Here is a 25,594-nt window from a genome sequence, read left to right on the forward strand (position 1 = left end):
CGAGCCGTGGACGCGGGGTCAGTCCTCGATCTTGCGCTTGCGCCAGCGGATGCCCGCGGCGATGAAGCCGTCGAGGTCACCATCGAACACCGCCGACGGATTGTTGACCTCGAACTCGGTGCGGAGGTCTTTCACCATCTGGTAGGGCGCGAGCACGTAACTGCGCATCTGGTCGCCCCAGCTCGCGGTGATGTTCCCCGCCAGCTCCTTCTTCTGCGCCGCTTCCTGCTCACGCTGGATGATCATGAGGCGCGACTGCAGCACGCGTAGCGCCGCGGCCCGGTTCTGGATCTGGCTCTTCTCGTTCTGCATCGACACCACGGTGCCCGTGGGGATGTGCGTGATGCGCACGGCGGAGTCGGTGGTGTTGACCGACTGGCCGCCCGGGCCGCTCGACCGGAAGACGTCGACACGGATGTCGCTCTCCGGGATCTCGATCACACCGGCCTCTTCGATCAACGGGATGACCTCGACCGCGGCGAAGCTCGTCTGCCGCTTGCCCGCCGCACCGAAGGGGCTCATGCGAACCAGGCGATGGGTGCCGGCCTCGACGCTCAGCGTGCCGAAGGCGTAGGGGGCGTCGATCTCGAAGGTGGCCGACTTGATGCCCGCTTCTTCGGCATAGCTCGTATCCATGACCGTGGCCGAGTAGTTGTGCTGCTCCGCCCAGCGCAGGTACATGCGCATCAGCATCTCGGCGAAGTCGGCCGCATCCACCCCGCCCGCGCCGGCACGGATCGTGATCACCGCGGGGCGCGCGTCGAACTCGCCGTTCAGGAGGGTCTGCACCTCGAGATCGCCCAGGACCTTCTGCAGCGACACGAGCTCGACCCTGGCCTCCTCGGCCGACTCCTCGTCGCCCGCTTCATTGGCGAGCTCGATGAGCACCTCGAGATCGTCGAGACGGCTGTCGATCGACTCGATCTTCGCCAGCTCGCCCTGCCGGTGGCTGAGGGCGCTGGTGACCTTCTGTGCCTTCTCCGTGTCGTCCCAGAGATCGGGAACGCCGGCCTCCTCGCTCAGCCGGGCGATCTCGGCCTTGAGGCCGTCGACGTCGACGACCGAGCGGATGTCGCCGAAGGTGGCTCGCAACTGTGCGATCTGTTCTGAAAGGTCCAAGTCGAGCATTATGAGCCCAGTCTAGTTGCCCGGCCCGGCCCGACCGGTGGGACGGGATGCTTAGCGAGCGTAAAGTAGTTGCAATGACCACCACGGCGACCGACGGATTCCGCTTCCGATCGATCGCCGTCCCCGCCCTGCTCCCCGCGTTCCTCTTCGGTGTGGGTGAGGGGGCGGTCATCCCCGTCATACCCGCGGTGGCGATCTCGCTCGGCACCGATCTCGCCGGCGCCGGCCTCATCGCCGCCATGATCGTCGTCGGCCAGCTGGCCGGTGACATCCCGAGCGGATGGCTCGTGGCGAAGATCGGCGAGCGCACGGCGATGATCGGCTCGGCGTGCCTGTCGATCGTGGCGATGGCCGTCGCCTTCTTCTCATCGAGCGCCGGCCTGTTCGGCGTCTCGATCTTCGCTCTCGGACTGGCCGCCGCGGTGTTCGCGCTCGCCCGCCAGGCCTTCATGACCACCTTCGTGCCGGTGCGCATCCGGGCCCGTGCACTGTCGACGCTCGGGGGCGCCTTCCGCGGCGGCTGGTTCGTGGGTCCGTTCCTCGGCGCCGCCGTGATCGCCCTCTCGGGGTCGGAGCGGTCGGCCTTCCTGGTGCACATCGCCTGTGCGGTGACCGTGGCCGTGGTGCTGCTCGCCATGCCCGACCTCATCGCGAAGCGGGAGCATCCGGATGCCGGCGAGCGACTGGTGCGTGCCGAATCGGTGGGTCTCTTCCGCACCATCTGGGACAACCGCGGGGCTCTCGTGCGCGTCGGCAGCGGTGCCGCCATCGTGGGAGCGCTGCGGGCGAGTCGCCTGGCCATCCTGCCGCTCTGGGCCGTGAGCATCGGGCTGCCGGCCGGAACCACCGCGCTCGTGATCGGCATCGGCGCGGCCGCCGACTTCGCCCTGTTCTACACGAGCGGGGCCATCATGGACCGGTTCGGCCGGCTCTGGAGCGTCGTTCCGTCGATGGTGGGGATGGGCCTCGCGTTGATCACCCTGTCGTTCACGCACGACCTCGGTTCGGCCACCGCCTGGTTCGTGGTGATCGCCATCTGGATGGGTGTGGCGAACGGCGTGGGCAGCGGCATCATCATGACGCTCTCCGCCGATCTCGCGCCGAAGGAGAACCCTGCGCCCTTCCTCGGCGCATTCCGGTTCACGGCCGACGGCGGGGCGGCGCTCGCCCCGCTCGTGGTCTCGGCCATCGTGCTTGCCGGCTCACTGCCGGTGGCCACCGCGCTGGTGGGCGTGGTGGGACTTCTGGGTGCCGGCATCCTGGTCCGCACCATCCCGCGCTACGTTCCTCACCCGCGTCGGCCCTGAGGAGTCGTCAGTCCTGAGAGGCTGCTCGGGACTCACCGTCTACACTGGAAGTGCGTTTGCGGGAGTGGTGGAATTGGCAGACACGCAGGATTTAGGTTCCTGTGCTTTCGAGCGTGAGGGTTCAAGTCCCTTCTCCCGTACTCTCGACCTGTGATGCCGCCGGGCGGATGCACCGCCCCGACGACTGGAGAACCCTTGATCACCGCCGCTGTACCCGCCGCCCTCATTCCGTGGCTCGACCCCAACACGCTGCTCGGTGGAGTGTTCGGTCCCGTCGCGTTGCTCGTGGTGTGCGCCATCGTGTTCGCCGAGACCGGCCTGCTCGTGGGCTTCCTCCTGCCCGGCGACACCCTTCTGTTCTTCACCGGCGTGCTCGCGGTCTCCGGCAAGTTCGGCGTCGACATCTGGTGGGTGTGCCTCGCCATCTCCCTCGCGGCGTTCCTCGGCGGTGAGGTGGGTTACCTCATCGGCCACAAGCTCGGCCCGCGGGTGTTCGAGCGCAAGGAATCCGGACTGTTCAGCGTGCGCAACGTCGAGCGCACCAATGCTTTCTTCGAGCGCTTCGGCGCCCTCGCCGTGATCATGGCGCGCTTCGTTCCGATCGTGCGCACCTTCGCCCCCATCGCGGCCGGCGTCGGTCACATGAACTACCGCAAGTACTCGCTCTACAACGCGATCGGCGCCCTGATCTGGGGGTCGGGCATCGTGCTCCTCGGCTTCTCGCTCGGCCAGATCCCCATCGTGCGGGAATTCACCGAGAAGTACCTCGACATCGTGCTGATCGCCGTGGTGCTGATCACCATCATCCCGACGGTCATCCACTACCTGCGCGAGCGCAGCAAGGCCAAGAAGCACGCGGCGGAGGGCGACGCCGAACAGGTGGAGATCACCGGTGCCGCCGAGAAGCTCACCCTCGAGCCCGAGGTCTTCGGCGGAGACGTCGACAACCGTCCCTAGCGGTCACGTCGGCGCGCCCTTTCTGACGCGTCGCGCCGGTCATGACGAGAGCACCCCGTCAGAACGAGCGCGCACACCGGGCTCCGGGTCAGGAGTGGTGGTTCTCCTCGTGGCGCGCGTGCTCGGCCGGCTCGAGCTGGAACGTGGAGTGTTCCACGTCGAAGTGGCGGGTGAGGCATCCGCCGAGCGCATCGAGGAGCGGACCCGTCGCACCGGCTTCGAACACCTCCCGCGTCACCACGACGTGCGCCGAGAAGACGTACCGGCCCGAGGTGATGGCCCACACGTGCACATCGTGCACATCGACCACACCCGGTTCGTCGAGGATGTGCGTGCGGATGCCCTGCACGTCGAGATCGGACGGCGTCGACTGACTGAGCACCCCCACCACGTCGCGCAGCAGCGAGATGGCGCGCGGCACGATCATGGCGGCGATCAGCAGGGACGCGATCGCATCCGCCTTCTCGAAGCCGGTGAGGAGGATGACGACCGCGGCGAGGATGACGGCGATCGAACCGAGCAGGTCGCCCAGCACCTCGAGGTAGGCCCCCCGCATGTTGATCGAGGTCTTCGCGCCGCCGCGCAGGATGAGGAGCGAGACGAAGTTCGCCACGAGGCCGATGCCGGCGACGATCAGCATGAAGCCGGCCTTCACCTCACCGGGTTCTGACGAGATCAGGCGGCTCACGGCCTCGAAGGTCACGAACGCCGCCACCACGATCAGGATGAGGCTGTTGGCAAGGGCCCCGAACACCTCCGCCCGCTGGTAGCCGTAGGTGTGCCGGTCGTTGGCGGGGCGGGCCGCGACGACCGTGGCCACCAGGGCGATGGTCAGGCCGATGAGATCGGAGAGCATGTGGCCGGCGTCGGCGAACAGCGAGAGCGATCCGGTGAAGAAGGCGCCGGCGGCCTCGACCACCAGCACCGTGGCCACGATCGCGATGGCGATCGAGAGCCGGGTGCGGTTGGCGCCCGAGCCGTGGTCGTGACCGCCGTGACCCCCCGTCGCAGCGGCGGCCTCGGATGCGGCGCCCGGCGTCATCGACGTCGTGCGCTCGTGCTCCGGCTCCGGCCCGCAGCGCGCGCTCGTGCCGTGGTCGTGCGCGTCGTGCTCGCCGGGTGTCGTACTCATCACCTCAACGCTAGCCGCCCGCGACCGGACCCGGCCACCGCTCGCGCTAGTTGGGAATGACGCTCATTCTCAGCACGGGGATGGCGGCCTCGAAGGCACGCGCGCGATGGCTGATGGCGTTCTTCTCGGCAGGGGTCAGTTCGGCCGCCGTGACGTCGTGGCCCTCGGGCATGAAGATCGGGTCATAGCCGTGCCCGCCGTGGCCCCGCGGAGCGATGGCGATGCTCCCGGGCCACCATCCCTCGACCACCTGTTCGAAGCCCGTCTGCGGCACCACGATCGCGATGTGGCAGACGAAGCGCGCCGAGCGGTGCTCGACGGCCATGTCGGCGAGCTGATCGAGGAGCAGATCGAGATTCGCCTGCGCCCCCTTGCCGTGACCGGCCCAACGCGCCGAGAAGATGCCGGGCGCACCGCCGAGCACGTCGACGCAGATGCCGGAATCGTCGGCCAACGCGGGGAGACCGGTGTGAGCCGCGGCAGCCCGCGCCTTGATGAGCGCGTTCTCGGCGAAGCTCGTGCCGTCCTCGATCGGCTCGGGGCCGTCGTAGGCCACGATCTCGAGCTCGGGCAGTGCCGCGCCGAGGATGCTCTGGAACTCCACGACCTTGTGCGCGTTGTGGGTGGCGAGGACGACCTGCATCCGGATGCCTACTCCCCCGCGGCCGCGAGCACCGCGGTCTGCAGCGCGGTGAGCTCGGTGGTGCCGAGCAGTGCGAGGTCGAGCAGCGAGTTGAGCTCGGTGCGGTCGAACGGCGCGCCCTCGGCGGTGCCCTGCACCTCCACGAAGAGCCCGCGGCCGGTGACCACCACGTTCATGTCGGTCTCGGCCCGAACGTCTTCGACATAGGCGAGGTCGAGCATCGGGGCTCCGTCGATGATGCCCACCGACACCGCCGACACGCTGTCGAGCAGGGGCTGCGACCGCTGCCCGATGAACTTCTTCTGGCGAGCCCACTCGAGCGAGTCGGCGAGGGCCACGTAGGCGCCCGTGATGGCGGCCGTGCGGGTGCCGCCATCCGCCTGCAGCACGTCGCAGTCGATCACGATGGTGTTCTCGCCGAGTGCCTTCATGTCGACCACGGCGCGCAGCGAGCGGCCGATGAGCCGGGAGATCTCGTGGGTGCGGCCGCCGATGCGGCCCTTGACCGACTCACGGTCCATGCGGTCGTTCGTGGAGCGCGGCAGCATCGAGTACTCGGCGGTCACCCAGCCCTTGCCCGAACCCGACTTCCAGCGCGGAACGCCGTTCGTGAACGAGGCGGTGCAGAGCACCTTGGTCTTGCCGAAGGAGATGAGCGCCGATCCCTCGGCCTGGTCGCTCCACCCGCGCTCGATGGTGACAGGGCGCAGCTGGTCGGCCGTGCGACCGTCTTTGCGGATCAGGGGGGAATCGGTCACGGGGTGCTCCTTGTGGGATCGGTGATGCCGCCCTGGGACGACGGGAGGGAAACGGATGAGGGTGCCGGCCGGGTGACCGGGATGGTGCCGGTCTCCACGAGCTCGACCGAGGAGACCTCCGGGCCGAGGAACTGCTCCGCCAGGCGCAGGAACTCGGCCGCGCTGCCGCCGGTGGCCTCGTAGCGGTAGCTCGCGCGGCCGGGCGCGGTGCGCTCGATGCCCGCGCGCACGAGCGTGCGGTAGACGTCGTTCGCGGTCTCGGTGTCGCTCGACACGAGCCGCACGCCGTCGCCCACCACGTAGGAGATGGCGCCCTTGAGGAAGGGGTAGTGCGTGCAGCCGAGCACGAGGGTGTCGATGCCCTGTTCGACGAGCGGCGTGAGGTACTGCTCGGCCAGGGCCACGAGTTCGCGGCTCGTGGTGTCGCCCGCCTCGACGTACTCCACGAACTCCGGGCAGGCCTGGGTGAACAGCTCGAGGTGCGGTGCTGCCGCGAACGCGTCGTTGTAGGCCCGCGACATGATGGTGGCGGTGGTGCCGATGACACCGACACGGTTGTTGCGGGTGACGGTGACGGCGGTACGAACCGCCGGCTGGATGACCTCGACCACGGGAACGCTGTAGCGCTCCCGGGCATCCCGCAGCATGGCGGCCGACGCCGTGTTGCAGGCGATGACGAGCATCTTCACGTCTTGGGCCACGAGGTCGTCGAGCACCTCGAGGGCGAAGCGGCGCACCTCGGCGAGAGGCCGGGGGCCGTAGGGCGAGTGGGCCGTGTCGCCCACGTAGAGGATGGACTCGCGCGGCAGCTGGTCGCGCACCGATCGGGCGACGGTCAGGCCGCCCACTCCGGAATCGAAGATCCCAATCGGCGCATCACTCACGACACAACAGCCTAGCCCGCCCGGATGGGGGTCTCTTCGACGGCCGCGGCCTAGACTCGGAGCGTGACCGCGTCGACCGCCCTGCTCACCGACCGCTACGAGATCACGATGGTGGATGCCGCCATCCGGGCCGGAACGCACGACCGGCCGAGCGTCTTCGAGGCGTTCGCCCGTTCCCTCCCCCGTGGTCGCCGTTACGGCGTGGTGGCCGGCACCGGTCGGCTGCTCGAGCTCGTGCAGCGGTTCCGGTTCGGCGACGAGGAGCTCGAGTTCCTGCGGTCGAACACGGTGGCGAGTGCACGCACCCTCGACTGGCTCGCCGACTACCGCTTCTCGGGAACCATCACGGGCTACCGAGAGGGAGAGATCTACTTCCCCGATTCGCCGCTGCTCGTGGTGGAGTCGAGCTTCGCCGAAGGCGTGCTGCTCGAGACCCTCATCCTGAGCGTGCTCAACTACGACTCGTCGGTGGCGAGCGCTGCGGCGCGCATGGTGTCGGCCGCGCGCGGCAGGCCCCTGGCGGAGATGGGATCGCGCCGCACGGGCGAGCGCTCGGCGATCGCCGCCGCCCGCGCGGCCTACATCGCCGGGTTCGGCGCCACGTCGAATCTCGAGGCCGGTCGCACCTGGGGCATCCCCACGATGGGCACGGCCGCGCACGCCTTCACGATGCTGCACGACTCCGAGGAGGAGGCCTTCCGCGCCCAGGTCGACGCGCTCGGCCCCGGCACCACGCTGCTCGTCGACACCTACGACGTGGCCGCCGGTGTGGAGACCGCCGTGCGGGTGGCCGGCACCGAACTCGGCGCCGTCCGCCTCGACTCCGGCGACCTGCTCACCCTCGTGGCGGCCGTCCGGCGCCAGCTCGACGAGCTGGGCAATCCGAACACCACCATCACCGTCACCAACGACCTCGACGAGTACACGATCGCGGCGCTGGCGGCCGTGCCGGTCGACGCCTACGGGGTCGGCACCTCGGTGGTCACGGGCTCCGGATACCCGGCCGCCGGCATGGTCTACAAGCTCGTGGCCCGCCACGACGCCGAGGGCCGGTGGGTCTCGGTGGCCAAGAAGTCGGCCGACAAGGCTACCCACGGGGGGCGCAAGCATCCGGTTCGGCTGCTCGACGCATCCGGAACCGCGGTCTCGGAGACCGTCTTCGTTGGCCAGGATGCGCCGGCGGATGCCCGCGGCCGGGCCCTGCACGTGCCGCTCATGGTCGACGGGGTGCCCCTCGAGGGGAACCTGGGCGTTCGAGGCGTGGAAGCCGCACGCCAGCATCGCGCCGACGCGCTGCGGGAATTGCCCGAGCAGGCATTCCGTCTTGCCGCCGGCGACCCGGTGGTGCCCACCGTGTTCGCTCAGCGACCCGCCTGAGGCCGCCACACGACCGGCCCCTGACCGACGACGGATGCCGCGCCGCTACTCGTCGAGTAGGCGCTCGTAGATCTCTTTGCAGGTGGGGCAGATGGGGAACTTCTCGGGGTCGCGCCCGGGCGTCCATTTCTTGCCGCAGAGGGCCTTGACCGGCTTGCCCGTCATGGCGGACTCGAGGATCTTGTCTTTCTCGACGTAGTGCGAGAAGCGCTCGTGATCTCCGGGATCGATGTTCTCGGTACCCAGGAGCTCTTCGAGCTCCCGGTCGAGCGTGATCGTGCCGCCTCCGCCGTCGGGGATGTCTCCCGGTTCAGAGGTGCGCGCGGCGGGGGGTGTGACCATGACGACGATTCTAGATCAGTTGCGCTGGGCCGCGGCCAGGATCTCAGGGCCTCGCACGTTGAACAGGTGCGCTCCCCAGGCGATGCCGCCGATGAGCACGACGCCTCCCACGGCGAGACCCGTCCAGAGCGACGCCCAGAGGTAGCCGATGTCGCCGCCGAACACGCCCATCACGGCGAGGATGACCGAGGGCGCCGAGAACACCAAGGTGCCGAGCAGCGAGAAGGTCTGAGCGAGCACGCTCGTGGCGCCGGTCGACTGCGGCTGGGTGAATGCGCTGTCGCCCGGGCGGGTGGCCGCGTAGGGGAACCGGGCGGAGAAGATGCTGCCCAACCCGAGGCCCGTGAGCACGAGGCAGGTGCTCACGCCGAGAACGGCGGGGAGCGCATCCGGAGTTCCGGCGAACAGGATGCTGAGGAAGGAGCCGATGCCGATGAGCGGGATCGCGATCAGCACGATCGGGATCATGCGGCCGATGCGATCGGCGACGCCCAGACGGCCGGCCACCACGTGCAGCCAGATGGCGGTGTTGTCGAAGGCCACGTCGTTGTGCACGGCCCAGCCGAGGAACACGCACATGAGCGGCACCGGCAGCAGTGCGGCGTATTGCGCGGGCACTCCCACGAAGGCGAACACGATCACGGTGAGCAGGGGCACGAACGGCACGATCGCGAGCTGCGCGTAGTAGCGGGCGTCACGCCCCCAATAGGTGAGCGAGCGGGCCGCGACGGCACCGGTGGGGGTGGTGGGGGTGCGGCCGAACCAGCCCAGCCCCGACTGCTCGCGGGCGAGCTCCTGACGGCCGGGGGTGACCAGCATGAGTGACACCAGACCGCGCCAGGCCAGCCAGATGAGAGCGAGCGTGGCGGCCGCGATGAGCAGCTTCAAGACGGAGACGACCCACTCGCCGTTCGCCGCGTCGGCGGGCGCCGCCCAGGCGGCACCGAACGGGGTCCAGCCGAGGATCGACTCGAGCGCCGAGAAGAAGCCGCCCCCATCGCGTCCCCACTGGGTGAGCATGAGGAGGAGGATGCCGGGAACCACGGCGAACAGGGCGAGCACACCCACGACGGCGCCGATCTCACGCGCGCGGCGGGTGTCGAACACGAATGCCGCGATCGAGAGGGAGAGCCGGGCGCCCAGTACGCAGGTGACAGCTCCCAGCACCGCGGCGACCACCGCGATGAAGGCGATGCCGGGAGACCGCGACCACGTGACCACGGTCGACAGGCTCACGGCGATGATCACGAGCGACGGAACGCTGAAGATCGCGGTGACGGCGAGACCGGAGGCGATGCGGCCGTCGCTGACGCCGTAGAGAGCGAACGCGCGCGGATCCATCCGGTCGGGGACAGAGAAGATCACGGGCACGAGGAGGAAGCCGGCGGTGACGAAGGATCCGCTGATCACCACGACGTTGCGCACGAAGTCGGGATCGTCGTCGTTCAGGCCCGTGAGAACCCAGATCAGCACCACCGCCATGATCACGGCGTAGGCCAAGGCGATGAAGAGGCCGATCAGCGACGACGTGCTGCGCTTCGTGGCGTTGCCGAGCAGCCGGAACTTCAGTCGGAGGAACTCAGCAACCATTCCATGCCTTCCGCGGTCTTGCGGCCACCCGCGAGTTCGACGAATCGTTGTTCGAGGGTGCCACCGAGGCGAACCTCGTCGACCGTGCCCTTCGCTAGCACCCGTCCTTCGACGATGATGGCGACCCGATCGCAGACGCGCTGGATCATGTCCATGCTGTGGCTCGACAGAACCACCGTGCCACCGCCGGCCACGTACTTCTCGAGGATCTCGACCACGTTCGCGGCCGACACCGGGTCGACCGACTCGAAGGGCTCGTCGAGCACCAGCAGGCGCGGGGAGTGGATCATCGAGCAGGCGAGGGCGATCTTCTTCGTCATGCCGGCGGAGTAGTCGGAGACCAGGCGGCCGAGCGCGTCTTCGAGGCCGAAGGCCGTGGCGAGGTCGTCGCTGCGGCGGGAGACCGTGGCGGAGTCGAGTCCGCGGAGCGTGCCGGCGTAGTGCAGCAGCTGACGGCCGGTGAGGCGATCGAAGACACGCAGGCGGTCGGGCAGCACGCCGATGAGGCGTTTCGCCGCGGTGGGGTCGCGCCAGACATCCTGATCGAGCACCGTGATCGAGCCGCCGTCGGGCCGGAGAAGACCGGTGACCATCGAGAGGGTCGTGGTCTTGCCGGCGCCATTCGGCCCCACGATGCCGTAGAAGGAGCCCTTCGGCACGTCGAGGTCGACGCCGCCCACGGCGATGGTGCTGCCGAACTTCTTCGTGAGACCCGTGATCGAGAGAACGATGTCGGAGGGGTCGAGGTCGCGCACGACCGACGGCGGTACCGAGGCGATCGTGCGGGGTCTGGCCGGAGTGCGGGGAGTGCGGGCCGGGCGCTTGGGGGCGGGCTGCTCGCCTGTCGTGGAATCGGCGGCCTGCGGGTCGGTGGCTGCCGGGCCGGCGGAAGGAGCATCCGTGGGGGCGGCTGCGGCGGTGGCGGGGCGGCGAACAGCGGGCTTGCGGGGCGCGGCGGGGCGCTTCGGGGCCACCGGTGCGGTTTCGGGCGAGGTCACCGCGTCATCCGTCGCCGAGGGAGCGAGCTCGGTCTCCTTCGCCGCCGCTGCCGGGCGGGCCGGCGAGGAGGGCTTGCGCGCCGCAGAAGTCTTCGCCGCACCGGTGGCGGGCTTGCGAGCGGCCGCGATAGGACGTTTCACCGGCGGGCGGCCGGTGGCCGACGCGGCGGCCGTGGCGGACTTCGCAGGCGCCCGGCGGGGCGTCCGAGCGCCGCCAGAAACTGCTCCCCCTGCGTCTGGAGTGTCTGACTCTGAGCTCACCGCACCAACCTATCAATCCCTCTGCCGCCCTGCACCGGACCCCCACATCCGCGAAGCATCTAGTCTCGCATCTTCCGGCCGCCGCATCCGCATCATGAAACAGAAAAGATACACAGATCGCCCACGTCTACTCCCTCACAGGGGGCCGACGGCAGCGGAGTTATCCACATGAGGGGCGGATGGTGCCGCGGGAGGGCCTGTTCGTCAGTGGTGCGGAACATCCTGTCGGCATGGCAAGCAGTCACATCACTCAGTACGAAACCGAATCCGTCGCCTACCCCGTGCCGCTCCGCCTCGATCGGCGTGGCGCCCCGAACACCTACCGGCTGACGAACATCAGCCAGGAGCCGCTCCGTGGGCTGTCGTTCAGCCTGCTCGGCGCGGGTCTCATGCGCGCCACCGCTCCGCTCCTGCTCGCTCCCGGCCAGGAGGTGAGCCTGCGCATCCGCGGAGAGTCACTGCCGGTGTCGGCGGTGCTCATCATCCGCTGGTTCCGCCCGAACGGCGACGAGTTCCTCTGGCGGGTGAGCTTCTGAGCGTGTTCGAGGGTGAGCCGCCTCGGCGTCGTGGCCGCCCGCTCCGCGAGCTCAGCTGTCCGCGTCACCCTTTTCGCGGGCCCGGATGAGGTCGGCCACCGTCACCTTGTGCGGACGGTCGGGCAGCATGTCGGCGGTCATCCCGTCGAGCAGCACGGCCGGGTTGAGGTTGAGGGCACCCGCGATCCGGAGGATGGTGTGCAGCGACGGGTTGGCCTGACCGCGCTCGATCTTGCCGAGGTTGGTGAAGTGAAGGCCGGCGAGGTCGGCGAGTTCCATCTGGTTGATGGCGAAGCGCTGGCGCTCTTCGCGGATTCGCACGCCGAGCAAAACGGCGGCATCCGACTGCAGTGAACTCACACCTCATGCCTACCGGCCCCACGCGCCGGCAACCAGAGCGCGCGAACCGCACGCGTTGGTACCGCATGTTTCAGAACCCGTCGCGTCGAATCAGGGGCAGCGCGATCGCGTTCACCACGAGCTGCAGCAGCCACCAGCCCAGCCGGCGACGCAGAGGCAGGTGCCGCACGAACACGGCCGTGAACTCCACTTCGTTCTCGGCCCCGCGATTGCGCTTGAAGTCGGCGACACCGCTCGAGCCGTGCACGTCGGAGTCGTGTTCGTGGGCCGTGCGGGCGATCAGGTAGCTCAGCATCCGGTACAGGCCGATCTCGGCGGGCATCGCCGTGTCGTAGCCGAGCACCGGGGCCGCGAGCAGCCCGTCGACCAGGGAGTAGCCGAATGCGCCATCGATGCGGCCGTCGCGCACGAGCAGAACGAAGCGCAGCAGCCCGGCCGCCTGTGCGGCACCGATGAATTCGGCCGTGTACGCCGGGTTGAGCAGGGAGTACTTGTCGAGGTAGAGCATCCGGTAGAGCTCGGCGATGCGGTCGCGGGTGGCGGCGTCGGACCGCCCCGTGGCGGGGTCGATCACCGCGGCAACGACACGGTAGCCCGACGCCTCGAGCAGGCGGCGGTCACGCATCGTGTCGCGTGGTCGCAGCCAATCGGTGCCGCGGGTCGAGGTGAAGAGAATGCTGCGCGAGGGAATCAGTCGGTAGCCGGCGCGCCTCAGCACCTCGGGCGAGTTGCTGCCGCGGCCGTGCACGCTTCGCCAGCCGATGGCCGCACACGGATGCTGCGACACGAGCGTGCGAGTGAGTCGCTGGACGTCGGACAGCGGGAGTTCGGGCAGCAGGTTCGTGGAGACCAGCGCGTTGCCGACGAACACCACGTCATCGGCGCGACTCCATCGCAGCACGAGGCCGAGGCCGGTGATCAGCGCGGACGCGGCTCGACGCATCGAGGGCGAGCGGATCTCGCCGAGCTCCTCGCGGGCATAGAGCACATAATGACTCACCGGCGAGACGACATAGCTCTGCGGAGTGGGACCGGAGCGATGCGGGGTGGCACCGCCCGCGGCCGAGGGATGCGGAGAGCCGCCGTCGGGGGCGGGTGGAGAGGTGTCGGCCTGCGCGGCGGACGGTCGGGCGGCGCCGCTCTCGGCGGGTGCCGAAGCGACGCCGTGCGTGTTCTGCGGTGTCCCGGCGCCCTGGGCGGCGGGCATCGGAGTGACGCCCCGCACGGTGGGTGGCGGGGTGGCGGCATGCGAGATGGTGAGGGGGAGCTCGTGCGCACCCAGACAGGCGGTGGCGAGAACGGTGAGGTCGGAGTCGACATTCTCGACGGCTGCCGAGAGGCCGACCCGCTCGAGCTCGCTCACGAGCGCGGCGGCGGCGCCTCCGCCCGCTGGCGGGGGCGTCGAACGCGGAAGAGGCTCGCCGTTCCACTCGATGTCGTAGGTCGAACCACCGAGGAGGTCGCGGCCCGCACGCCGGGCCACCGCCGCACGCACGCCGACCGAGCGCACCAGGGCCCCCACCGGAATCCGGTCGGCGGGTGGGCGCAGGGCATCCGGAGCGGAGAGCTGCCGCACGAAGCGGACGACGTCGCGCGGCGCGCGCATTCCTGCAGGGGCGTACAGGGCGTGCGGCAGGGCGAGGCGCGCCGAGGCCCGGCTCGCCTCGGCGACCGGGCGAGCCGAGCCGGCGCGCTCGAGAACCACGTCACGGGTCGACGGCCTAGCCGCGGTACCGCGGGCGGCGGCCTCAAAGGCATCCGCATAGGCGGCCGCCAGGCCGTCCGGCGGCGCGAAGAGATGAACCCCGCTCGTCAGGCGCGGGTTGCACTCGAGCACCACGACATCCGTCGCGGTCTGCATGAGATCGAGACCGAACTGGCCGGTGAGGCGCATCGAGGAGGCGATCCGCTCGCAGATCTCGCGGGCGGCGACGGCCGGGAGCGCATCGGGGGCGAGCCGGTCGAAGGCCACCCCGGCGCCGGATCCGGCCCGCCACACCGGGCGGTACGCCACGAACGCGGTGAGGGCACCGTCCACGGCGACGGCGAACGTGCAGAACTCCTCCCCCTCGATGCGTTCCTGAACGAGCCAGCGCTCCGCCCGGGTGACCCGGCCGACCGACGGGAGGGGGGCATCCGGAGCGACCACGCGCGTGCGCGTGCCGAAGCGGGAGAACGCGGGCTTCACCACCACCGCAGGCGCTCCCCTGCGCTCCCGCGCGCGCGACCGGTGCCGCCAGGCGACCGCGGACTCCATCACCTCCGTCTCCGGACGCGCGATGCCCAGTTCGCCCAGCACCTCCACGAACTCCCCTTTGTCGTGCAGGCGGCGGAGCGTGCTCAGCGACGGGGCGAACAGGATGTCGCGCAAGCGCGTGAGCCGCGCCTCACCCACCTCGTGGGCCTCGTCGGCCACCGCCGCGAGCCAGAAGATCTCCTCGCACGTCGGCACCACGAGCTGCGCGGCGTGCCGATCGGCGATCCCCGCGACGGCCCGCGCGAACTCCCGCGGTTCGAATCGTGCGGACGGCACGCGGTAGGCCTTGTGCACGGCCCGGGAACGCGCCGTGGCCGTCGGCTCGCTGTCGGCCACGATCACCCGGTACCCCTCGTCGGCGAAGCGCCGGGCGAGATCGAGCGTGGCGGGCGCCCGCGCCCCGGTGAGAACGATGGCAGCCGTCACGCGCCCTCGGCCACTGCGACGCACCGCACCATGCTGCGGCGCATGTACGACGACCAGATCGGGCCGATCAGCCATCGCACGACGAACGATCGTCCGCGCAACGGACGGAATCCGTACCGCCACCGGATGCGCGACCCGCCCGCGCTCGGTTCGTAGTACCAGTCGGCTTCGGCGTCCGACACCAGTCGGGCGAGCAGCTTCGTGTACCCCGTGATGCGGTAGCGGAAGGCTCCGACGGGCCCCTGCTCACCCGGGCGGTCGAACTGCACGATCTCCTCGCGAAAACTGCTGCCGTCGGAGAGGTGCACGGTGCGCCGGCGACCCGGCGTATCCCACGCACCCGTGGCATCGGTGATGCCCACAACTCCCGGCAGCACGAGATAGCGGAGGAACAGGGTGCTGTCGTCGCGCGGCACCACGCGGTCGAATGCCTCACCGGCCGAGGCCGTCGTCTCCCCCGTCACGGTGAATTCGACGAGCTCCATCCGCCCAACCTAGCGCGCCGGGTTCCCCTACGCTTGGGCCATGCCCTCGTATCGCGTGACCATGATCGTCGGAACCCTCGAGCTCGGCGTCAAGCCCGAAGAGGTGCTGCCCACTCTCACCCAGGCCATCGCCGACTTCACCACGGTGGAGGCATCCGACATCGCGATCGTGCAGGGCTCGCCCCGCGTGACGGTTCGCTTCACCGCCGATCACGACGAGGCCGCCTTCCTCATCGCCGAGCAGGGCATCGACGGCACCCGGGTGTCGGCCGAGCCGATCGCCTGGCAGGTCACCCGCTCGGTTCAGGGGCGGTGGGAACCTCTCGCGTGAGCCGGAGGAAACCCGACAGCATCGCGAGTTCGGCCGCGTTCGCGGGAAGGTGCTCGGTGAGCGCCGGCGAGAACACCAGATAGGCCGCCCACTCGGCGCGTGACAGCGCCACATTCAGTCTGTTCTTCATGAGCAGGAACTCGATGCCGCGTGGCACGTCGAGAGCAGCGGATGCGGCCAACGACACGATCGCCACGGGTGCCTCCCTGCCCTGGAACTTGTCGACCGTGCCCACCGAGATGCCCGCGAAGCCGGCGCCGTCGAGGGCGGCGCGCAGCAGCTCGACCTGGGCGTTGTACGGCGCCACGACGATCAGGTCGGCGGCACCGAGGGCGCGCTCGGCCGCGACGCCCGGTGCGGCGCGGGCCGCATCCGTCCAGCCGCGACCGAGCAGGTCTGCGACGATCTGCACCACGCGGTCGGCCTCCTCGGTCGATGAGGTGGAGTTGCCGTGGTGAGCCACGGGGTGCAGGTGCAGGCCCGGGGCCACGCCGTCGAGCGAGCGCAGCGTGGTCTCGGGCAGCTTGGAGCGGAGCTCGCCGTGGTACGACAGCGCGCTGACCGGGGCGCAGACGTCGGGATGCATACGCCAGCTCACGTCGAGGAAGTACCCGAGCTCGGGCGGGATGACATCGTGGCCGGCCACGAGCCACCCCAGGGCCGAGTGGTCGACGGGCTCGGGATGCGTGCCCTGCGTCACCTGCGGAAGCTGCTGCGGGTCGCCGAGCAGCAGCAGGTTGCGGGCGGCGACGCTCACGGCGATGGTGTTGGCGAGCGAGAACTGACCGGCCTCGTCGATGACGAGCAGATCGAGTTCGCGCCGGCCGATGCGCGTGGGATTCGAGAGATCCCACGCCGTGCCGCCGATCACGACCCCGTGCCCGGCCGCGCGCGCCGAGCGGAGGAACGGGGCCAGGCCGTCCTTGCCGAGAACGGTGAAGGGCGCGTCGGATTCGCCGGTGTTCTTGCCGACGTGGGCGGGATCGACACCGGCCCGCACGATGGCGCCGAGCATGTGCTCGACCACGGCGTGCGATTGGGCCACGACGCCCACCGCCCACCCGTGTTCGCGCACGAGATCGGAGACGACACGGGCACCCGTGAACGTCTTGCCCGTACCGGGCGGGCCTTGAACCGCGAGATACGAGTCGTCGAGCGCGAGCAGCGCGTCGCGGATCACCTCCGCCGAGGGTCGGGGGGCTGCCGTTCGCTCCCCCGCGACCGGCGCATCGCGCGCCGAGGAGTCACGCGCGCCCGAGACGGCGGCGGAGGCGGAGAGGGTGCGACCGAAGGGCTCGAGAACGCCGCCGTCGCGGCGTCGCGGCGGGATGCGGCGGAGGAGGTCGACCGCGGCATCCGGCAGCAGGGCCGGCAGGGAGTCGAGCAGGGTCTGCCCCCACTCCGCGATCGCCGACTGCTGAGCCCGGGTGGGCGGCGGCGCGGACGGGGTGACCGCGATGGGCAGCTGTGAGTAGTGATCGCCCCCTTTCGCCACGACCTCCTCGAAGACGTAGTGGGTGCTGCCGTTCGGCAGTTCACGCACCTCGACGAGCTTCGTGCGCGGGTGCGCGGCCCGCTGCGAAGCACTGGCCCGCGTGCTCGGCGGGAGCACGGGCGAGCCCGCGGCCGGCTCGTCGTAGACGAAGAAGCGGCCCGCCGCACCCTCCTCGAGCTTGCTCCCGGGAGCGAGAGCACCCGTCAACCGGGTGAGGCGCCGGTCGACGCGCTGCCCCTCCTCGCGGTGCCAGTCGCGCTCCACCACGGCGTGCGTCACGACGAGCACGTCGCGGGTGTCGGCCCACTCCTCGACGGGCTGCATGAGGCGGTCGTAGTGCTCCCACCAGAACGACTTGTTCTCCCGGCGGTGGTAGTCGATCGCCGCGGCGGCCAATGCCACGGCCTGCCGACCGGACTCGGCGAGGTCTCCCCCGTTCTGCCCCTCGAGACGCTCCGCCCACTCCACGAGAGCGCGATGCAACGCACTCTCCTCGAAGTCACGTGAGACCTCCTCGTCGAGTCGCTGCGGCGGTGCGGGCACCACGCCGTTCTCCCGCCCGCGCTCGAGCAACCAGTTGCGCAGGCGCAGGGTCGAGATGCAGTCGTACTCGTTGTAGTCGGCGATCTCGCCGAGCAGGGCCACCGCCGCGGCTGCGGCCGAGGCATCCGTGCGGCCCCTGTCGCGCAGCTCGGTGTACTCCACGTACGCCGTGATGGAGTCGGCGCCGTTCGTGACCTCGCTGCTCCGCAACTGGTCGCCCATGTAGAGCGGCTCGAGCTTCTTGAGACTGTACGAGGGGGAGCTCACCCGGATGCTGCGCTTCACCATCGGGTAGAGATCGACGAGCACCTCGTCGCGCAGCAGATCGTCGAGCTCGCCCTCGCCCACTCCGTGCCGTGCGGCGAGAGAACGCAGATGTGCCCGCTCGTAGTCGGCGTAATGGTAGATGTGAAGGCCGGGATACCTCCGGCGGCGTTCGGTGACGTAGGCCAAGAAGTCGATCAGCGCCTGCTTCTCCTCGGCGTACGAGTGCGCCCAGAAGGGCCGGAACACCGTGCCGTCGCCCGATTCGGCGTGCTCGACCACACCGAAGAGGTAGTCGAGCCCCCAATCGGGGCCCGCGTTCTCGGTATAGAGCGGATCGCCCTCGAAATCGAAGAAGAGGTCGCCGGGATCGGGTTGCGGCAACCCGGCCAGCACGGCGGCGTCGTGCACCCGATAGGTGAGACGACCGTCGCGGCCGGCGAGTTGCATGCGTGCTTGATCGCGCAGGGTCTCGAGGGTCGCGGGCCCGATGCCGGGCACGTCGCCCGTCGACACCACACCCCACACCGCCAGCTGCTCGATGGTGGTGATGCCCGCGTCGCGCAGCGTGAGCCTCTGGTTCGCGCGCATGCCGCCCACCTGGAACAGGTCACCGCTCGCAGCGACCTCCGGTGCACAGACGGCGCATCGACCGCACGCCGCATAGCGTGGATCTCCCCACTGCGCCAGCGGGGCGTCGACCCTCTCGTCGAGCAGCTCTTCGAGGCGCATCCGCCGGTCGCGGTAAACGGGCAGGATGTCGGCGAGCAGGTGCGTCGAGGTGCTGCCGTCACCCAGCAGGAGGTGCACGCTCTCCCCCACCGGCACGCCGAGTCGCTGCAGCTGATCGGCGTAGGCGGCCACCTGCAGCAGCGCGGTGACCTTGGCGCGGCGCGCGAGCTTCGTGTCGTAGACCTCGTAGACGGGCTGCCGATCTGCTGTCGAACCGGCCTTCACCAGGAAGTCGGCGTACCCCAGGAACCTGCCGTCGAAGAAGACACCCTGGAACACCACGTCGGCACCGGCCCGCAGCGCCTCGACCGTCGCGCTCTGCTGGCGCGCCAGCAGCTCGGGCGTCGGCCGTTCGGGCCGCTCCATCTCGGCCACGCCCGCAGCCCCGCCGGAGTAGGCCCCGAAACGCTCCCGGTAGCTCTCGAGAGTGCGCAGCTCATGGTCGTCGCCGAGGCGCGCGGTTCGCTCGAGCATGGCGTCGGGCAGGTCGTCGACCGGATCGCACCGCCCGAGCTTGGCGTCGAGCTTGCGCACCAAACCGAACTCGCACGTGGCGGCGGCGGTGAGGTCGGTGGCGCTGTAGAGCACCAGGGGCGCGGTGCCCGGCGCGGCATCGATCACGATCATCCGGCACCTCCCTCTCGAGTCGTGGGCAACCGACGCTGCCGCCCTCACAGGCTATGGGGCGGCGCCGACATCGGGGCCGCTGGATCGGCATAGGGTGAGCGCATGGCTTCGAGAACAGTGGTGATCACGGGCGCGAGCGACGGCATCGGAGCGGCCGCAGCCCGCGCACTCGCGGCAGGCGGCGACCGCGTGGTGGTGGTCGGCCGCTCCCCCGAAAAGACCCGCGCCGTGGCCGAGTCGATCGGCGCCGATCATCTGCTCGCCGACTTCTCGCGGCTCGACGACGTCCGCGAGCTCGCCTCGACGCTGCTCGACCGCTACCCGGCGGTCGACGTCCTGGCCAACAATGCCGGGGGCCTCATGGGTGATCGCACCGAGACGGTCGACGGGCACGAGCTCACGTTCCAGGTGAATCACCTCGCCCCGTTCCTGCTCACCTCCCTGCTGCTGCCGAGACTGATCGAGAGCCGGGCGCGCATCATCCAGACCTCGAGCGTGGCCCACCGCCTGTACAGCGCGCTCGACCTCGCCGATCTCGACGCACGCACGAGCTACCGCGCCGAGCGCGCTTACGGCAACGCGAAGCTCGCGAACATCCTGTTCACGCGGGAGCTGCACCGCCGGTTCCACGCTCAGGGCATCAGTGCGACGGCGTTCCACCCGGGCGTCGTGGCCACCGGCTTCGCCCGCGGCTCGAAGAGCGGCCTGCGCCTGCTCTACGGCACGGTGCTCAACCGCTTCATCGCGAGCCCCGCGAAGGGTGCAGACACCCTCGTGTGGCTGGCCACCGCGCCGGAGGGCGAGGGCTGGACGAGCGGGGGCTACTACGCCAGGCGCAAGCCGGGCAAGGAGTCGAAGGATGCCGGCGATGCAGCGAAGGCCGCCGAGCTCTGGCGGCTCAGCGAGCAGATGGTCGCCTAGCGCCGCAGCCCGACGGCCGGCAGCACCACGTTGTCGATCATGGTGATGAGGAACTCGCGATCGACCGGCCGCTTCAGCACCAGAGTGCGGTAGGCCGCCATCGACGGGGTGATCATCGACAGCGTCTCGATGTCGATGTCGGCCGCGATCTCGCCCCGGTCGATCGCACGGCGCAGCAGAATCCGGTTCACCTCGGCACGCGGCTCGATGATGGCGCGGTTGATGGCCTCGGCGAGTTCGGGCGACCGGGCGACGGCAGACATCAGACCGGCCATCACCTGCAGCTTGCGCTCGCTCTCCTCGATGGTGCGCGGCTTGATCATGGCCACCAGATCGCCCCGCAGCGTGCCCGTGTCGGGCAGATTGCCGAGATCGATGTCGCCGCGCTTCATGCAGACGACGGCGTCGATCACCAGTTCGCCCTTCGAGGGCCAACGGCGGTAGAGGGTGGCCTTGCCGGCCTTCGCCCGCGCGGCCACCATGTCGACGGTCATGCCGTCGTAGCCCTCCTCGGCGAGAACCTCGAGTGCCGCGTTCAAGATCTCGGGGTCGCGGGAGTGGTCGCGCCGCCGGCCGAGACGAGGGGATGCTGCATCGAGCTGCGTCATTGCGGCTCTCCTTTCGAGGGCGGAAATCTTTAACTGAACTCATCGTATCCGAAACTGTTGAGTTCCGTATATAGTTCTCGGCATGACCCAGACTTCGTCCACCGTCGCGGTGGCATCATCCCGTCGCTGGTGGACACTCACCACCGTCGCACTCGCCCAGCTCATGGTGGTTCTCGACGCCACCGTGGTGAACATCGCACTGCCCGCCGCGCAAGCCGACCTCGGCTTCTCCGACGGCGACCGCCAGTGGATCATCACCGCCTACTCCCTCGCCTTCGGCAGCCTGCTGCTGCTCGGCGGCCGCCTCTCCGACCTCATCGGGCGCAAGCGCTCGTTCATCATCGGCCTCGTCGGCTTCGCCGTGGCATCCGCCCTCGGTGGTGCCGCCGACAGCTTCGGCACCCTCGTGGCGGCTCGCGCGCTGCAAGGTGCGTTCGGTGCCCTGCTCGCCCCCACGGCCCTCGCCGTGCTCACCACGACCTTCACCATCCCCAAGGAGCGCGCCCGGGCCTTCGGCGTGTTCGGTGCGATCGCCGGTGCCGGCGGTGCGATCGGCCTGCTGCTCGGCGGCGTTCTCACCGAAGCGTTCGACTGGCGCTGGAACCTCTACATCAACGTGTTCATCGCGGTGGTGGCCATCATCGGCGCCGCCCTGTTCGTCACCACCCTGAAGCGCACCGGTCCCCGCCCGAAGCTCGATGTCCCCGGCACCCTGCTCGTCTCCGGCGCCCTCTTCTCCCTCGTCTACGGCTTCTCGAACGCGGAGACGGATGGCTGGGACTCGCCGCTCACCTGGGGCTTCCTCGCGGCATCCGGGGTTCTGCTCGTGGTGTTCGTGCTCTGGCAGCGCCGGGCGGCGCATCCGTTGCTCCCCCTCGCGATCGTGCTCGACCGCAACCGCGGTGCCGCCTACAGCTCGGTGCTCATCGCCGGAGCGGGGATGTTCGGCATCTTCCTGTTCGTGACCTACTACCTTCAGGCGTCCCTGGGCTATTCACCCATCCAGACCGGACTGTCGTTCCTCCCGATGATCGGCATGCTCGTGCTCGCCGCGCAGCTCTCGACGAACATCTTCGTGCCGCGCTTCGGCCCCAAGATCATGGTGCCGTTCGGCATGCTCGTGGCGATGAGCGGCATGATCTACCTCACCCACCTGAACCTCGACAGCACCTACGCGGCCGACATCCTGCCGCCGCTCATGATCATGGGCTTGGGCATGGGCTCGATCATGCCGGCCTCGATGCAGACCGCCACCCTGGGTGTCGACCGGCAGTTCGCCGGCGTGGCCTCGGCCATGGTGAACACCAGCCAGCAGGTGGGTGGATCGATCGGCACCGCGCTGCTCAACACGCTGGCGGCCACCGCACTCACCGACTTCGTGGCCGCGAACCTGCCCACCACGCCCGAGGTGATGGCCGACGCCGCCGTGCACAGCTATACCACCGCCTACTGGTGGGGTGCCGGGTTCTTCGCCTTCGGTGCGGTTCTCTCGGCGCTCCTGTTCCGCCGGCGGGGCCAGGGGCTGTCTCTTTCGCACGACCCATCCGCCTCAGGCGGTACCGCCGAGATGCAGGATGCTCCGGCTCCCGCGATGGGCCACTGACCGACATCCCGACGAGACGCCCCGCGCCCTTCGTGGCGCGGGGCGTCTCAGCATGGGCGTCACTCGCGCTCGGCCAGCTCCAGGATGCGCGGCTCGCTGCGCTCGGTGCGGCCGCCCACCGCGATCCAGCCGTCGTCGCGCCGCCGGGTGAGCAGACGCGATCCCTCGCCCTGATCGATCACGAGGTCGCGCTGCAGCAGGTCGGTGATGCGCACCGCGGCGGCGCCGGTCGCCTCGTCTTCGGTGATGCTCATCGCCGGTGCGAACATCCGTGAGCGCAGGTGCCCCGCCGTCTCGTCGATCCACGCCCACGCGTAGTGCGCGCCCTCGATGAAGGCCGTGGCGTCGAGGGCCTCGACGTCGGCCGGCCGGTCGAGCTGGTGCCACTCGAACTCGGGAGCCCAGGATGCGCGGCCGGTGACCCAGGTGATGTCGCCGTCGTAGCGCACCTCGACATCGCCGGCGGCGACCCGCAGCCGGCGAATCGGCGAGCCCTGCTCCGCCAGCCACCAGGCCGTGCCGACGCACGGATGACCGGCGAAGGGCAGCTCGGCGGCCGGGGTGAAGATGCGGATGGCGGCGGAGCGCTCCTGCCCCTCGACGATCTCGTCGACCAACACCGTCTCACTGAAGCCCAACGCGGTCGCGATGGCCTGCTCACGCCCGCGGGTCGCCGCCGACGAGCGCAGCAGACCGAGCGGATTCCCGTACTGCCCCTCGGCATCGGTGAAGACGGTCACCACGTCGACGGGGATGGAATCGGATGTCGTCATCCCCCGAGTCTGCACCAGCCCGCCCGGCCGCACGAGAGGCCGATCGGGCGCCGGTGGCATCAGGGGCGAAGACTCAGCCTCTGAGCGCGATGTTGGCCGAGATCTCGGTCCAGCCGGGCGACACCGTCATGTACTCGGTGTGCAGCCATGCCCGCTCGCCCGAGGGCAGCTCGAGGTAGGCGCCGTGCAGGCCGAAGCGCTGGGCGTCGAGGCAGGTGGCCAGGGTTCCATCGCTCGAACCCGTGACCGCACCCGTGCTGGCGGTGGAGAGTGTGTCGGGGGCCGTACTGCTCGCTGCCGCATCCGCACCGGCGACCGCCGCGCCGGCGCCCGCGGGTTCGGCGATGAAGCACACCTGGTTGTCGCGGGTCACACCCACCCAGAATTCGAGGCCCTCGTGTTCGGTGAGGAGCCGCAGCGAGGTGGTGAGCAGATCGGAGTCGACGCCCGGCACATCCGGGGGCACATCGCCCGACACGAGCAGTGTGCCGGCATCGAGGTGAGCGAGCTTCGCCAGGGCGTTGGTGGGGTTCGACGAGCATCCGGCCAGAACGAGCCCCAGCCCGATCGCGATCGCCGCACCCGTCATCGCAGCGCGCGCGGTACGGCCGCCGCCTGATCGTCTACCCGCCGGCATACCCGGGATCCCCTCGTCGTCACGGCGCCGTCGGCACCGCTTTCGACGCTACTGCACGAATCCGACCGTCGCCTCCGAACGCCCCTGCCGCTCGGCACCCGAGGCAGTGGTTGGATGGGGTCATGGCCGACACGAGTGCATACATCGACGACTTCAGCGACTTCATCCGGGCCTCCCCGTCGTCGTATCACGCGGCCGACGAGGTGCGGCGCAGGCTGAACGAGGAGGGCTACTCCTCGGTGGTCGAGGCCGATGAGTGGCCCTCGGAGCCGGGCCGCTACGTGGTGGTGCGCGACGGCGCGGTGATCGCCTGGGTGGTGCCGACGGATGCCGGCCCGCTCACGCCGTTCCGCATCCTCGGTTCGCACACCGACTCCCCCGGTTTCAAGCTGAAGCCGAAGCCGACCGTGGGCTCGGCCGGCTGGCTGCAGGCCGGCGTCGAGGTCTACGGCGGCCCGCTGCTCAACTCGTGGCTCGACCGCGAGCTGGAGCTGGCCGGGCGTGTCGTGACCCGCAACGGCACCGAACGGCTGGTGCGCACCGGGCCGTTCCTGCGCATCCCGCAGCTGGCCATCCACCTCGACCGCGAGGTGAACGCCGGACTCACCCTCGACAAGCAGCGCCACACCGCGCCCGTGTTCGGGGTGGGTGAGGTGGGCCAGAACGACCTGGTGGGCATCCTCGCCGAGCACGCCGGGCTGGCGAGCGGGGAGGATGTCGCGGGCTACGACATCCTCACCGCCGACACGCAGGCTCCCGCCCGCTTCGGCCTCGGCGACGACCTGTATGCCGCAGGGCGCATGGACAACCTCAGCTCGGTGCACGCCGGGCTTCGGGCACTCGTCGACGCGCCTGCGGCGTCCGGGCACATCGTGGTGTTCGCCGCCTTCGATCACGAGGAGCTGGGGTCGGAGTCGCGCTCGGGTGCCAGCGGCCCCTTTCTCGACGATGTACTCACCCGCATCGGCGTCTCGCTCGGTGCCGGGCTCGAGGAGCGGTCGCGCGCTCTCGCCGCATCCTGGTGCCTCTCGTCGGATGCCGGTCACGCGGTGCATCCGAACTACCCCGAGCGTCACGATCCGGCGAACCGGCCTGTCGCGGGTGGCGGACCGCTGCTGAAGATCAACGCGAACCAGCGGTACACCACCGATGCGCACGGCGCCGCCCTCTGGGCGCGGGCCTGCGCGCAGGCGGGCGTGACCTATCAGGAGTTCGTGTCGAACAACGCGATCCCGTGCGGGTCGACCATCGGGCCGCTCACCGCCACCCGGCTGGGCATCCGCACCCTGGATGTGGGTGCGCCCCTGCTCTCGATGCACTCCGCGCGCGAGCTCGCCCATGTCGACGACCTCGTGGCCCTCTCCGCCGCCATCGCCGCCTTCTTCACCCCGGAGCCCTAGGAGCCCCGCCCGCATCGACTTGCCACAAGTTGTGGCAACCCAGGGCGCCAAGCCACAACTTCTGGCAAGTCGAGCCCGGGCCCAGGCCTGGGGCCCCGGCGGGTTGCCACAACTTGTGGCAAGCCAGGGCGCCAAGCCACAACTTCTGGCAAGCCGAACCCAGCCCGCGGGCCGGAGAAGGCGGGTTGCCACAACTTGTGGCAAGCCAGGGCCCCAAGC

23 protein-coding genes and 1 tRNA gene are annotated in these 25,594 nt (G+C 69.9%); 9 read left to right on the forward strand and 15 right to left on the reverse strand.

The window, feature by feature from the left end:
- Positions 1-18: 18 nt before the first annotated feature.
- Positions 19-1,128 carry a peptide chain release factor 2 gene (prfB, locus tag EPO52_RS02295; RefSeq protein ID WP_290801327.1) on the reverse strand — a complete coding sequence of 370 codons (1,110 nt, stop codon included), beginning with the start codon at positions 1,126-1,128 and terminating at the stop codon, positions 19-21.
- A 74-nt stretch (positions 1,129-1,202) separates the two neighbouring features.
- Here prfB and EPO52_RS02300 point away from each other — a divergent pair, with 74 nt between their 5' ends.
- The 3 genes from EPO52_RS02300 (at position 1,203) to EPO52_RS02310 (ending at position 3,392) form a co-directional block, all read left to right on the forward strand.
- Positions 1,203-2,435, forward strand: a complete 1,233-nt coding sequence (locus EPO52_RS02300; RefSeq protein WP_290801330.1) for an MFS transporter — start codon at positions 1,203-1,205, stop codon at positions 2,433-2,435.
- Between the two features lie 58 nt (positions 2,436-2,493).
- A tRNA-Leu gene (locus tag EPO52_RS02305) sits at positions 2,494-2,575 on the forward strand.
- A gap of 55 nt (positions 2,576-2,630) precedes the next feature.
- Entirely contained in the window at positions 2,631-3,392 is a 762-nt protein-coding gene (locus EPO52_RS02310) for a VTT domain-containing protein (protein WP_290801332.1), read from the forward strand.
- Positions 3,393-3,480: 88 nt separating this feature from the next.
- Here EPO52_RS02310 and EPO52_RS02315 read toward each other — a convergent pair whose 3' ends face one another.
- The 4 genes from EPO52_RS02315 to murI form a co-directional block, all read right to left on the reverse strand.
- Positions 3,481-4,434, reverse strand: a complete 954-nt coding sequence (locus EPO52_RS02315; RefSeq protein ID WP_290801795.1) for a cation diffusion facilitator family transporter — start codon at positions 4,432-4,434, stop codon at positions 3,481-3,483.
- A gap of 136 nt (positions 4,435-4,570) precedes the next feature.
- On the reverse strand, positions 4,571-5,167 hold the full coding sequence (rdgB, locus tag EPO52_RS02320) for an RdgB/HAM1 family non-canonical purine NTP pyrophosphatase (protein ID WP_290801335.1): 597 nt from the start codon (positions 5,165-5,167) through the stop codon (positions 4,571-4,573).
- 8 nt (positions 5,168-5,175) lie between these two features.
- Complete coding sequence (gene rph, locus EPO52_RS02325; RefSeq protein WP_290801338.1) at positions 5,176-5,925, reverse strand: ribonuclease PH; 750 nt, start codon at positions 5,923-5,925, stop codon at positions 5,176-5,178.
- Complete coding sequence (gene murI, locus EPO52_RS02330; protein WP_290801340.1) at positions 5,922-6,809, reverse strand: glutamate racemase; 888 nt, start codon at positions 6,807-6,809, stop codon at positions 5,922-5,924. Before murI ends, rph begins: the two co-directional genes overlap by 4 nt.
- A gap of 63 nt (positions 6,810-6,872) precedes the next feature.
- On the opposite strand from murI, the gene EPO52_RS02335 reads away from it, so the two are divergent.
- Complete coding sequence (locus tag EPO52_RS02335; RefSeq protein WP_290801343.1) at positions 6,873-8,186, forward strand: nicotinate phosphoribosyltransferase; 1,314 nt, start codon at positions 6,873-6,875, stop codon at positions 8,184-8,186.
- A 45-nt stretch (positions 8,187-8,231) separates the two neighbouring features.
- On the opposite strand, the gene EPO52_RS02340 is transcribed toward EPO52_RS02335, so the two are convergent.
- From EPO52_RS02340 to EPO52_RS02350, 3 genes are read right to left on the reverse strand one after another with little or no spacing between them, the layout of a single operon-like run.
- A complete protein-coding gene (locus EPO52_RS02340) occupies positions 8,232-8,528 on the reverse strand; it encodes a DUF3039 domain-containing protein (protein WP_290801346.1) in 297 nt (98 codons plus the stop codon).
- Between the two features lie 15 nt (positions 8,529-8,543).
- Positions 8,544-10,118 (reverse strand): hypothetical protein, encoded by a 1,575-nt coding sequence (locus tag EPO52_RS02345; RefSeq protein ID WP_290801348.1) that lies wholly within the window; start codon positions 10,116-10,118, stop codon positions 8,544-8,546.
- Positions 10,094-11,257, reverse strand: coding sequence for an ATP-binding cassette domain-containing protein (locus tag EPO52_RS02350; protein WP_290801350.1), 1,164 nt, complete (start codon positions 11,255-11,257; stop codon positions 10,094-10,096). The genes EPO52_RS02345 and EPO52_RS02350 overlap by 25 nt, the downstream gene beginning before the upstream one ends.
- Before the next feature lie 350 nt (positions 11,258-11,607).
- On the opposite strand from EPO52_RS02350, the gene EPO52_RS02355 reads away from it, so the two are divergent.
- On the forward strand, positions 11,608-11,913 hold the full coding sequence (locus EPO52_RS02355) for a hypothetical protein (protein ID WP_290801352.1): 306 nt from the start codon (positions 11,608-11,610) through the stop codon (positions 11,911-11,913).
- Between the two features lie 51 nt (positions 11,914-11,964).
- Here EPO52_RS02355 and EPO52_RS02360 read toward each other — a convergent pair whose 3' ends face one another.
- From EPO52_RS02360 to EPO52_RS02370, 3 genes are all read right to left on the reverse strand, one after another.
- The gene (locus tag EPO52_RS02360; protein WP_290801353.1) at positions 11,965-12,273 is read right to left on the reverse strand and encodes a helix-turn-helix transcriptional regulator; all 309 of its coding nucleotides are present in this window, start codon (positions 12,271-12,273) and stop codon (positions 11,965-11,967) included.
- A gap of 70 nt (positions 12,274-12,343) precedes the next feature.
- Positions 12,344-14,956, reverse strand: coding sequence for an ATP-grasp domain-containing protein (locus tag EPO52_RS02365; protein ID WP_290801356.1), 2,613 nt, complete (start codon positions 14,954-14,956; stop codon positions 12,344-12,346).
- Positions 14,953-15,441 carry an SRPBCC family protein gene (locus EPO52_RS02370; protein WP_290801360.1) on the reverse strand — a complete coding sequence of 163 codons (489 nt, stop codon included), beginning with the start codon at positions 15,439-15,441 and terminating at the stop codon, positions 14,953-14,955. The genes EPO52_RS02365 and EPO52_RS02370 overlap by 4 nt, the downstream gene beginning before the upstream one ends.
- A gap of 40 nt (positions 15,442-15,481) precedes the next feature.
- Between EPO52_RS02370 and EPO52_RS02375 the strand changes: the two genes are divergently transcribed.
- Complete coding sequence (locus EPO52_RS02375; RefSeq protein WP_290801363.1) at positions 15,482-15,772, forward strand: hypothetical protein; 291 nt, start codon at positions 15,482-15,484, stop codon at positions 15,770-15,772.
- Here the strand turns inward: EPO52_RS02375 and EPO52_RS02380 are convergent.
- The gene (locus EPO52_RS02380) at positions 15,732-19,433 is read right to left on the reverse strand and encodes a TM0106 family RecB-like putative nuclease (protein ID WP_290801366.1); all 3,702 of its coding nucleotides are present in this window, start codon (positions 19,431-19,433) and stop codon (positions 15,732-15,734) included. The genes EPO52_RS02375 and EPO52_RS02380 overlap by 41 nt on opposite strands.
- A gap of 102 nt (positions 19,434-19,535) precedes the next feature.
- On the opposite strand from EPO52_RS02380, the gene EPO52_RS02385 reads away from it, so the two are divergent.
- Positions 19,536-20,354, forward strand: coding sequence for an SDR family NAD(P)-dependent oxidoreductase (locus EPO52_RS02385; protein WP_290801369.1), 819 nt, complete (start codon positions 19,536-19,538; stop codon positions 20,352-20,354).
- Here EPO52_RS02385 and EPO52_RS02390 read toward each other — a convergent pair.
- Positions 20,351-20,962, reverse strand: coding sequence for a TetR/AcrR family transcriptional regulator (locus EPO52_RS02390; protein ID WP_290801371.1), 612 nt, complete (start codon positions 20,960-20,962; stop codon positions 20,351-20,353). The two genes, EPO52_RS02385 and EPO52_RS02390, sit on opposite strands and share 4 nt — an antisense overlap.
- An 82-nt stretch (positions 20,963-21,044) precedes the next feature.
- On the opposite strand from EPO52_RS02390, the gene EPO52_RS02395 reads away from it, so the two are divergent.
- Entirely contained in the window at positions 21,045-22,565 is a 1,521-nt protein-coding gene (locus tag EPO52_RS02395) for an MFS transporter (protein WP_290801373.1), read from the forward strand.
- Positions 22,566-22,624: 59 nt separating this feature from the next.
- Here EPO52_RS02395 and EPO52_RS02400 read toward each other — a convergent pair whose 3' ends face one another.
- Entirely contained in the window at positions 22,625-23,338 is a 714-nt protein-coding gene (locus tag EPO52_RS02400; RefSeq protein WP_290801375.1) for a PhzF family phenazine biosynthesis protein, read from the reverse strand.
- Positions 23,339-23,411: 73 nt separating this feature from the next.
- Positions 23,412-23,975 (reverse strand): hypothetical protein, encoded by a 564-nt coding sequence (locus tag EPO52_RS02405; protein WP_290801378.1) that lies wholly within the window; start codon positions 23,973-23,975, stop codon positions 23,412-23,414.
- Positions 23,976-24,097: 122 nt separating this feature from the next.
- On the opposite strand from EPO52_RS02405, the gene EPO52_RS02410 reads away from it, so the two are divergent.
- A complete protein-coding gene (locus tag EPO52_RS02410) occupies positions 24,098-25,375 on the forward strand; it encodes a M18 family aminopeptidase (RefSeq protein WP_290801380.1) in 1,278 nt (425 codons plus the stop codon).
- Positions 25,376-25,594: the final 219 nt, after the last annotated feature.

The organism is Herbiconiux sp., assembly GCF_004297105.1.
Lineage (GTDB): Bacteria > Actinomycetota > Actinomycetes > Actinomycetales > Microbacteriaceae > Herbiconiux.

Excerpts from the sequence above, each read along its gene's own strand:
- prfB (WP_290801327.1), bottom strand. The coding sequence starts at position 1,128 with ATGCTCGACTTGGACCTTTCAGAACAGATCGCACAGTTGCGAGCCACC.
- EPO52_RS02300 (WP_290801330.1), top strand. The coding sequence starts at position 1,203 with ATGACCACCACGGCGACCGACGGATTCCGCTTCCGATCGATCGCCGTC.
- EPO52_RS02315 (WP_290801795.1), bottom strand. The coding sequence starts at position 4,434 with ATGACGCCGGGCGCCGCATCCGAGGCCGCCGCTGCGACGGGGGGTCAC.
- rdgB (WP_290801335.1), bottom strand. The coding sequence starts at position 5,167 with ATGCAGGTCGTCCTCGCCACCCACAACGCGCACAAGGTCGTGGAGTTC.
- EPO52_RS02340 (WP_290801346.1), bottom strand. The coding sequence starts at position 8,528 with ATGGTCACACCCCCCGCCGCGCGCACCTCTGAACCGGGAGACATCCCC.
- EPO52_RS02345 (WP_290801348.1), bottom strand. The coding sequence starts at position 10,118 with ATGGTTGCTGAGTTCCTCCGACTGAAGTTCCGGCTGCTCGGCAACGCC.
- EPO52_RS02355 (WP_290801352.1), top strand. The coding sequence starts at position 11,608 with ATGGCAAGCAGTCACATCACTCAGTACGAAACCGAATCCGTCGCCTAC.
- EPO52_RS02370 (WP_290801360.1), bottom strand. The coding sequence starts at position 15,441 with ATGGAGCTCGTCGAATTCACCGTGACGGGGGAGACGACGGCCTCGGCC.
- EPO52_RS02375 (WP_290801363.1), top strand. The coding sequence starts at position 15,482 with ATGCCCTCGTATCGCGTGACCATGATCGTCGGAACCCTCGAGCTCGGC.
- EPO52_RS02380 (WP_290801366.1), bottom strand. The coding sequence starts at position 19,433 with ATGATCGTGATCGATGCCGCGCCGGGCACCGCGCCCCTGGTGCTCTAC.
- EPO52_RS02385 (WP_290801369.1), top strand. The coding sequence starts at position 19,536 with ATGGCTTCGAGAACAGTGGTGATCACGGGCGCGAGCGACGGCATCGGA.
- EPO52_RS02390 (WP_290801371.1), bottom strand. The coding sequence starts at position 20,962 with ATGACGCAGCTCGATGCAGCATCCCCTCGTCTCGGCCGGCGGCGCGAC.
- EPO52_RS02395 (WP_290801373.1), top strand. The coding sequence starts at position 21,045 with ATGACCCAGACTTCGTCCACCGTCGCGGTGGCATCATCCCGTCGCTGG.
- EPO52_RS02400 (WP_290801375.1), bottom strand. The coding sequence starts at position 23,338 with ATGACGACATCCGATTCCATCCCCGTCGACGTGGTGACCGTCTTCACC.
- EPO52_RS02405 (WP_290801378.1), bottom strand. The coding sequence starts at position 23,975 with ATGCCGGCGGGTAGACGATCAGGCGGCGGCCGTACCGCGCGCGCTGCG.
- EPO52_RS02410 (WP_290801380.1), top strand. The coding sequence starts at position 24,098 with ATGGCCGACACGAGTGCATACATCGACGACTTCAGCGACTTCATCCGG.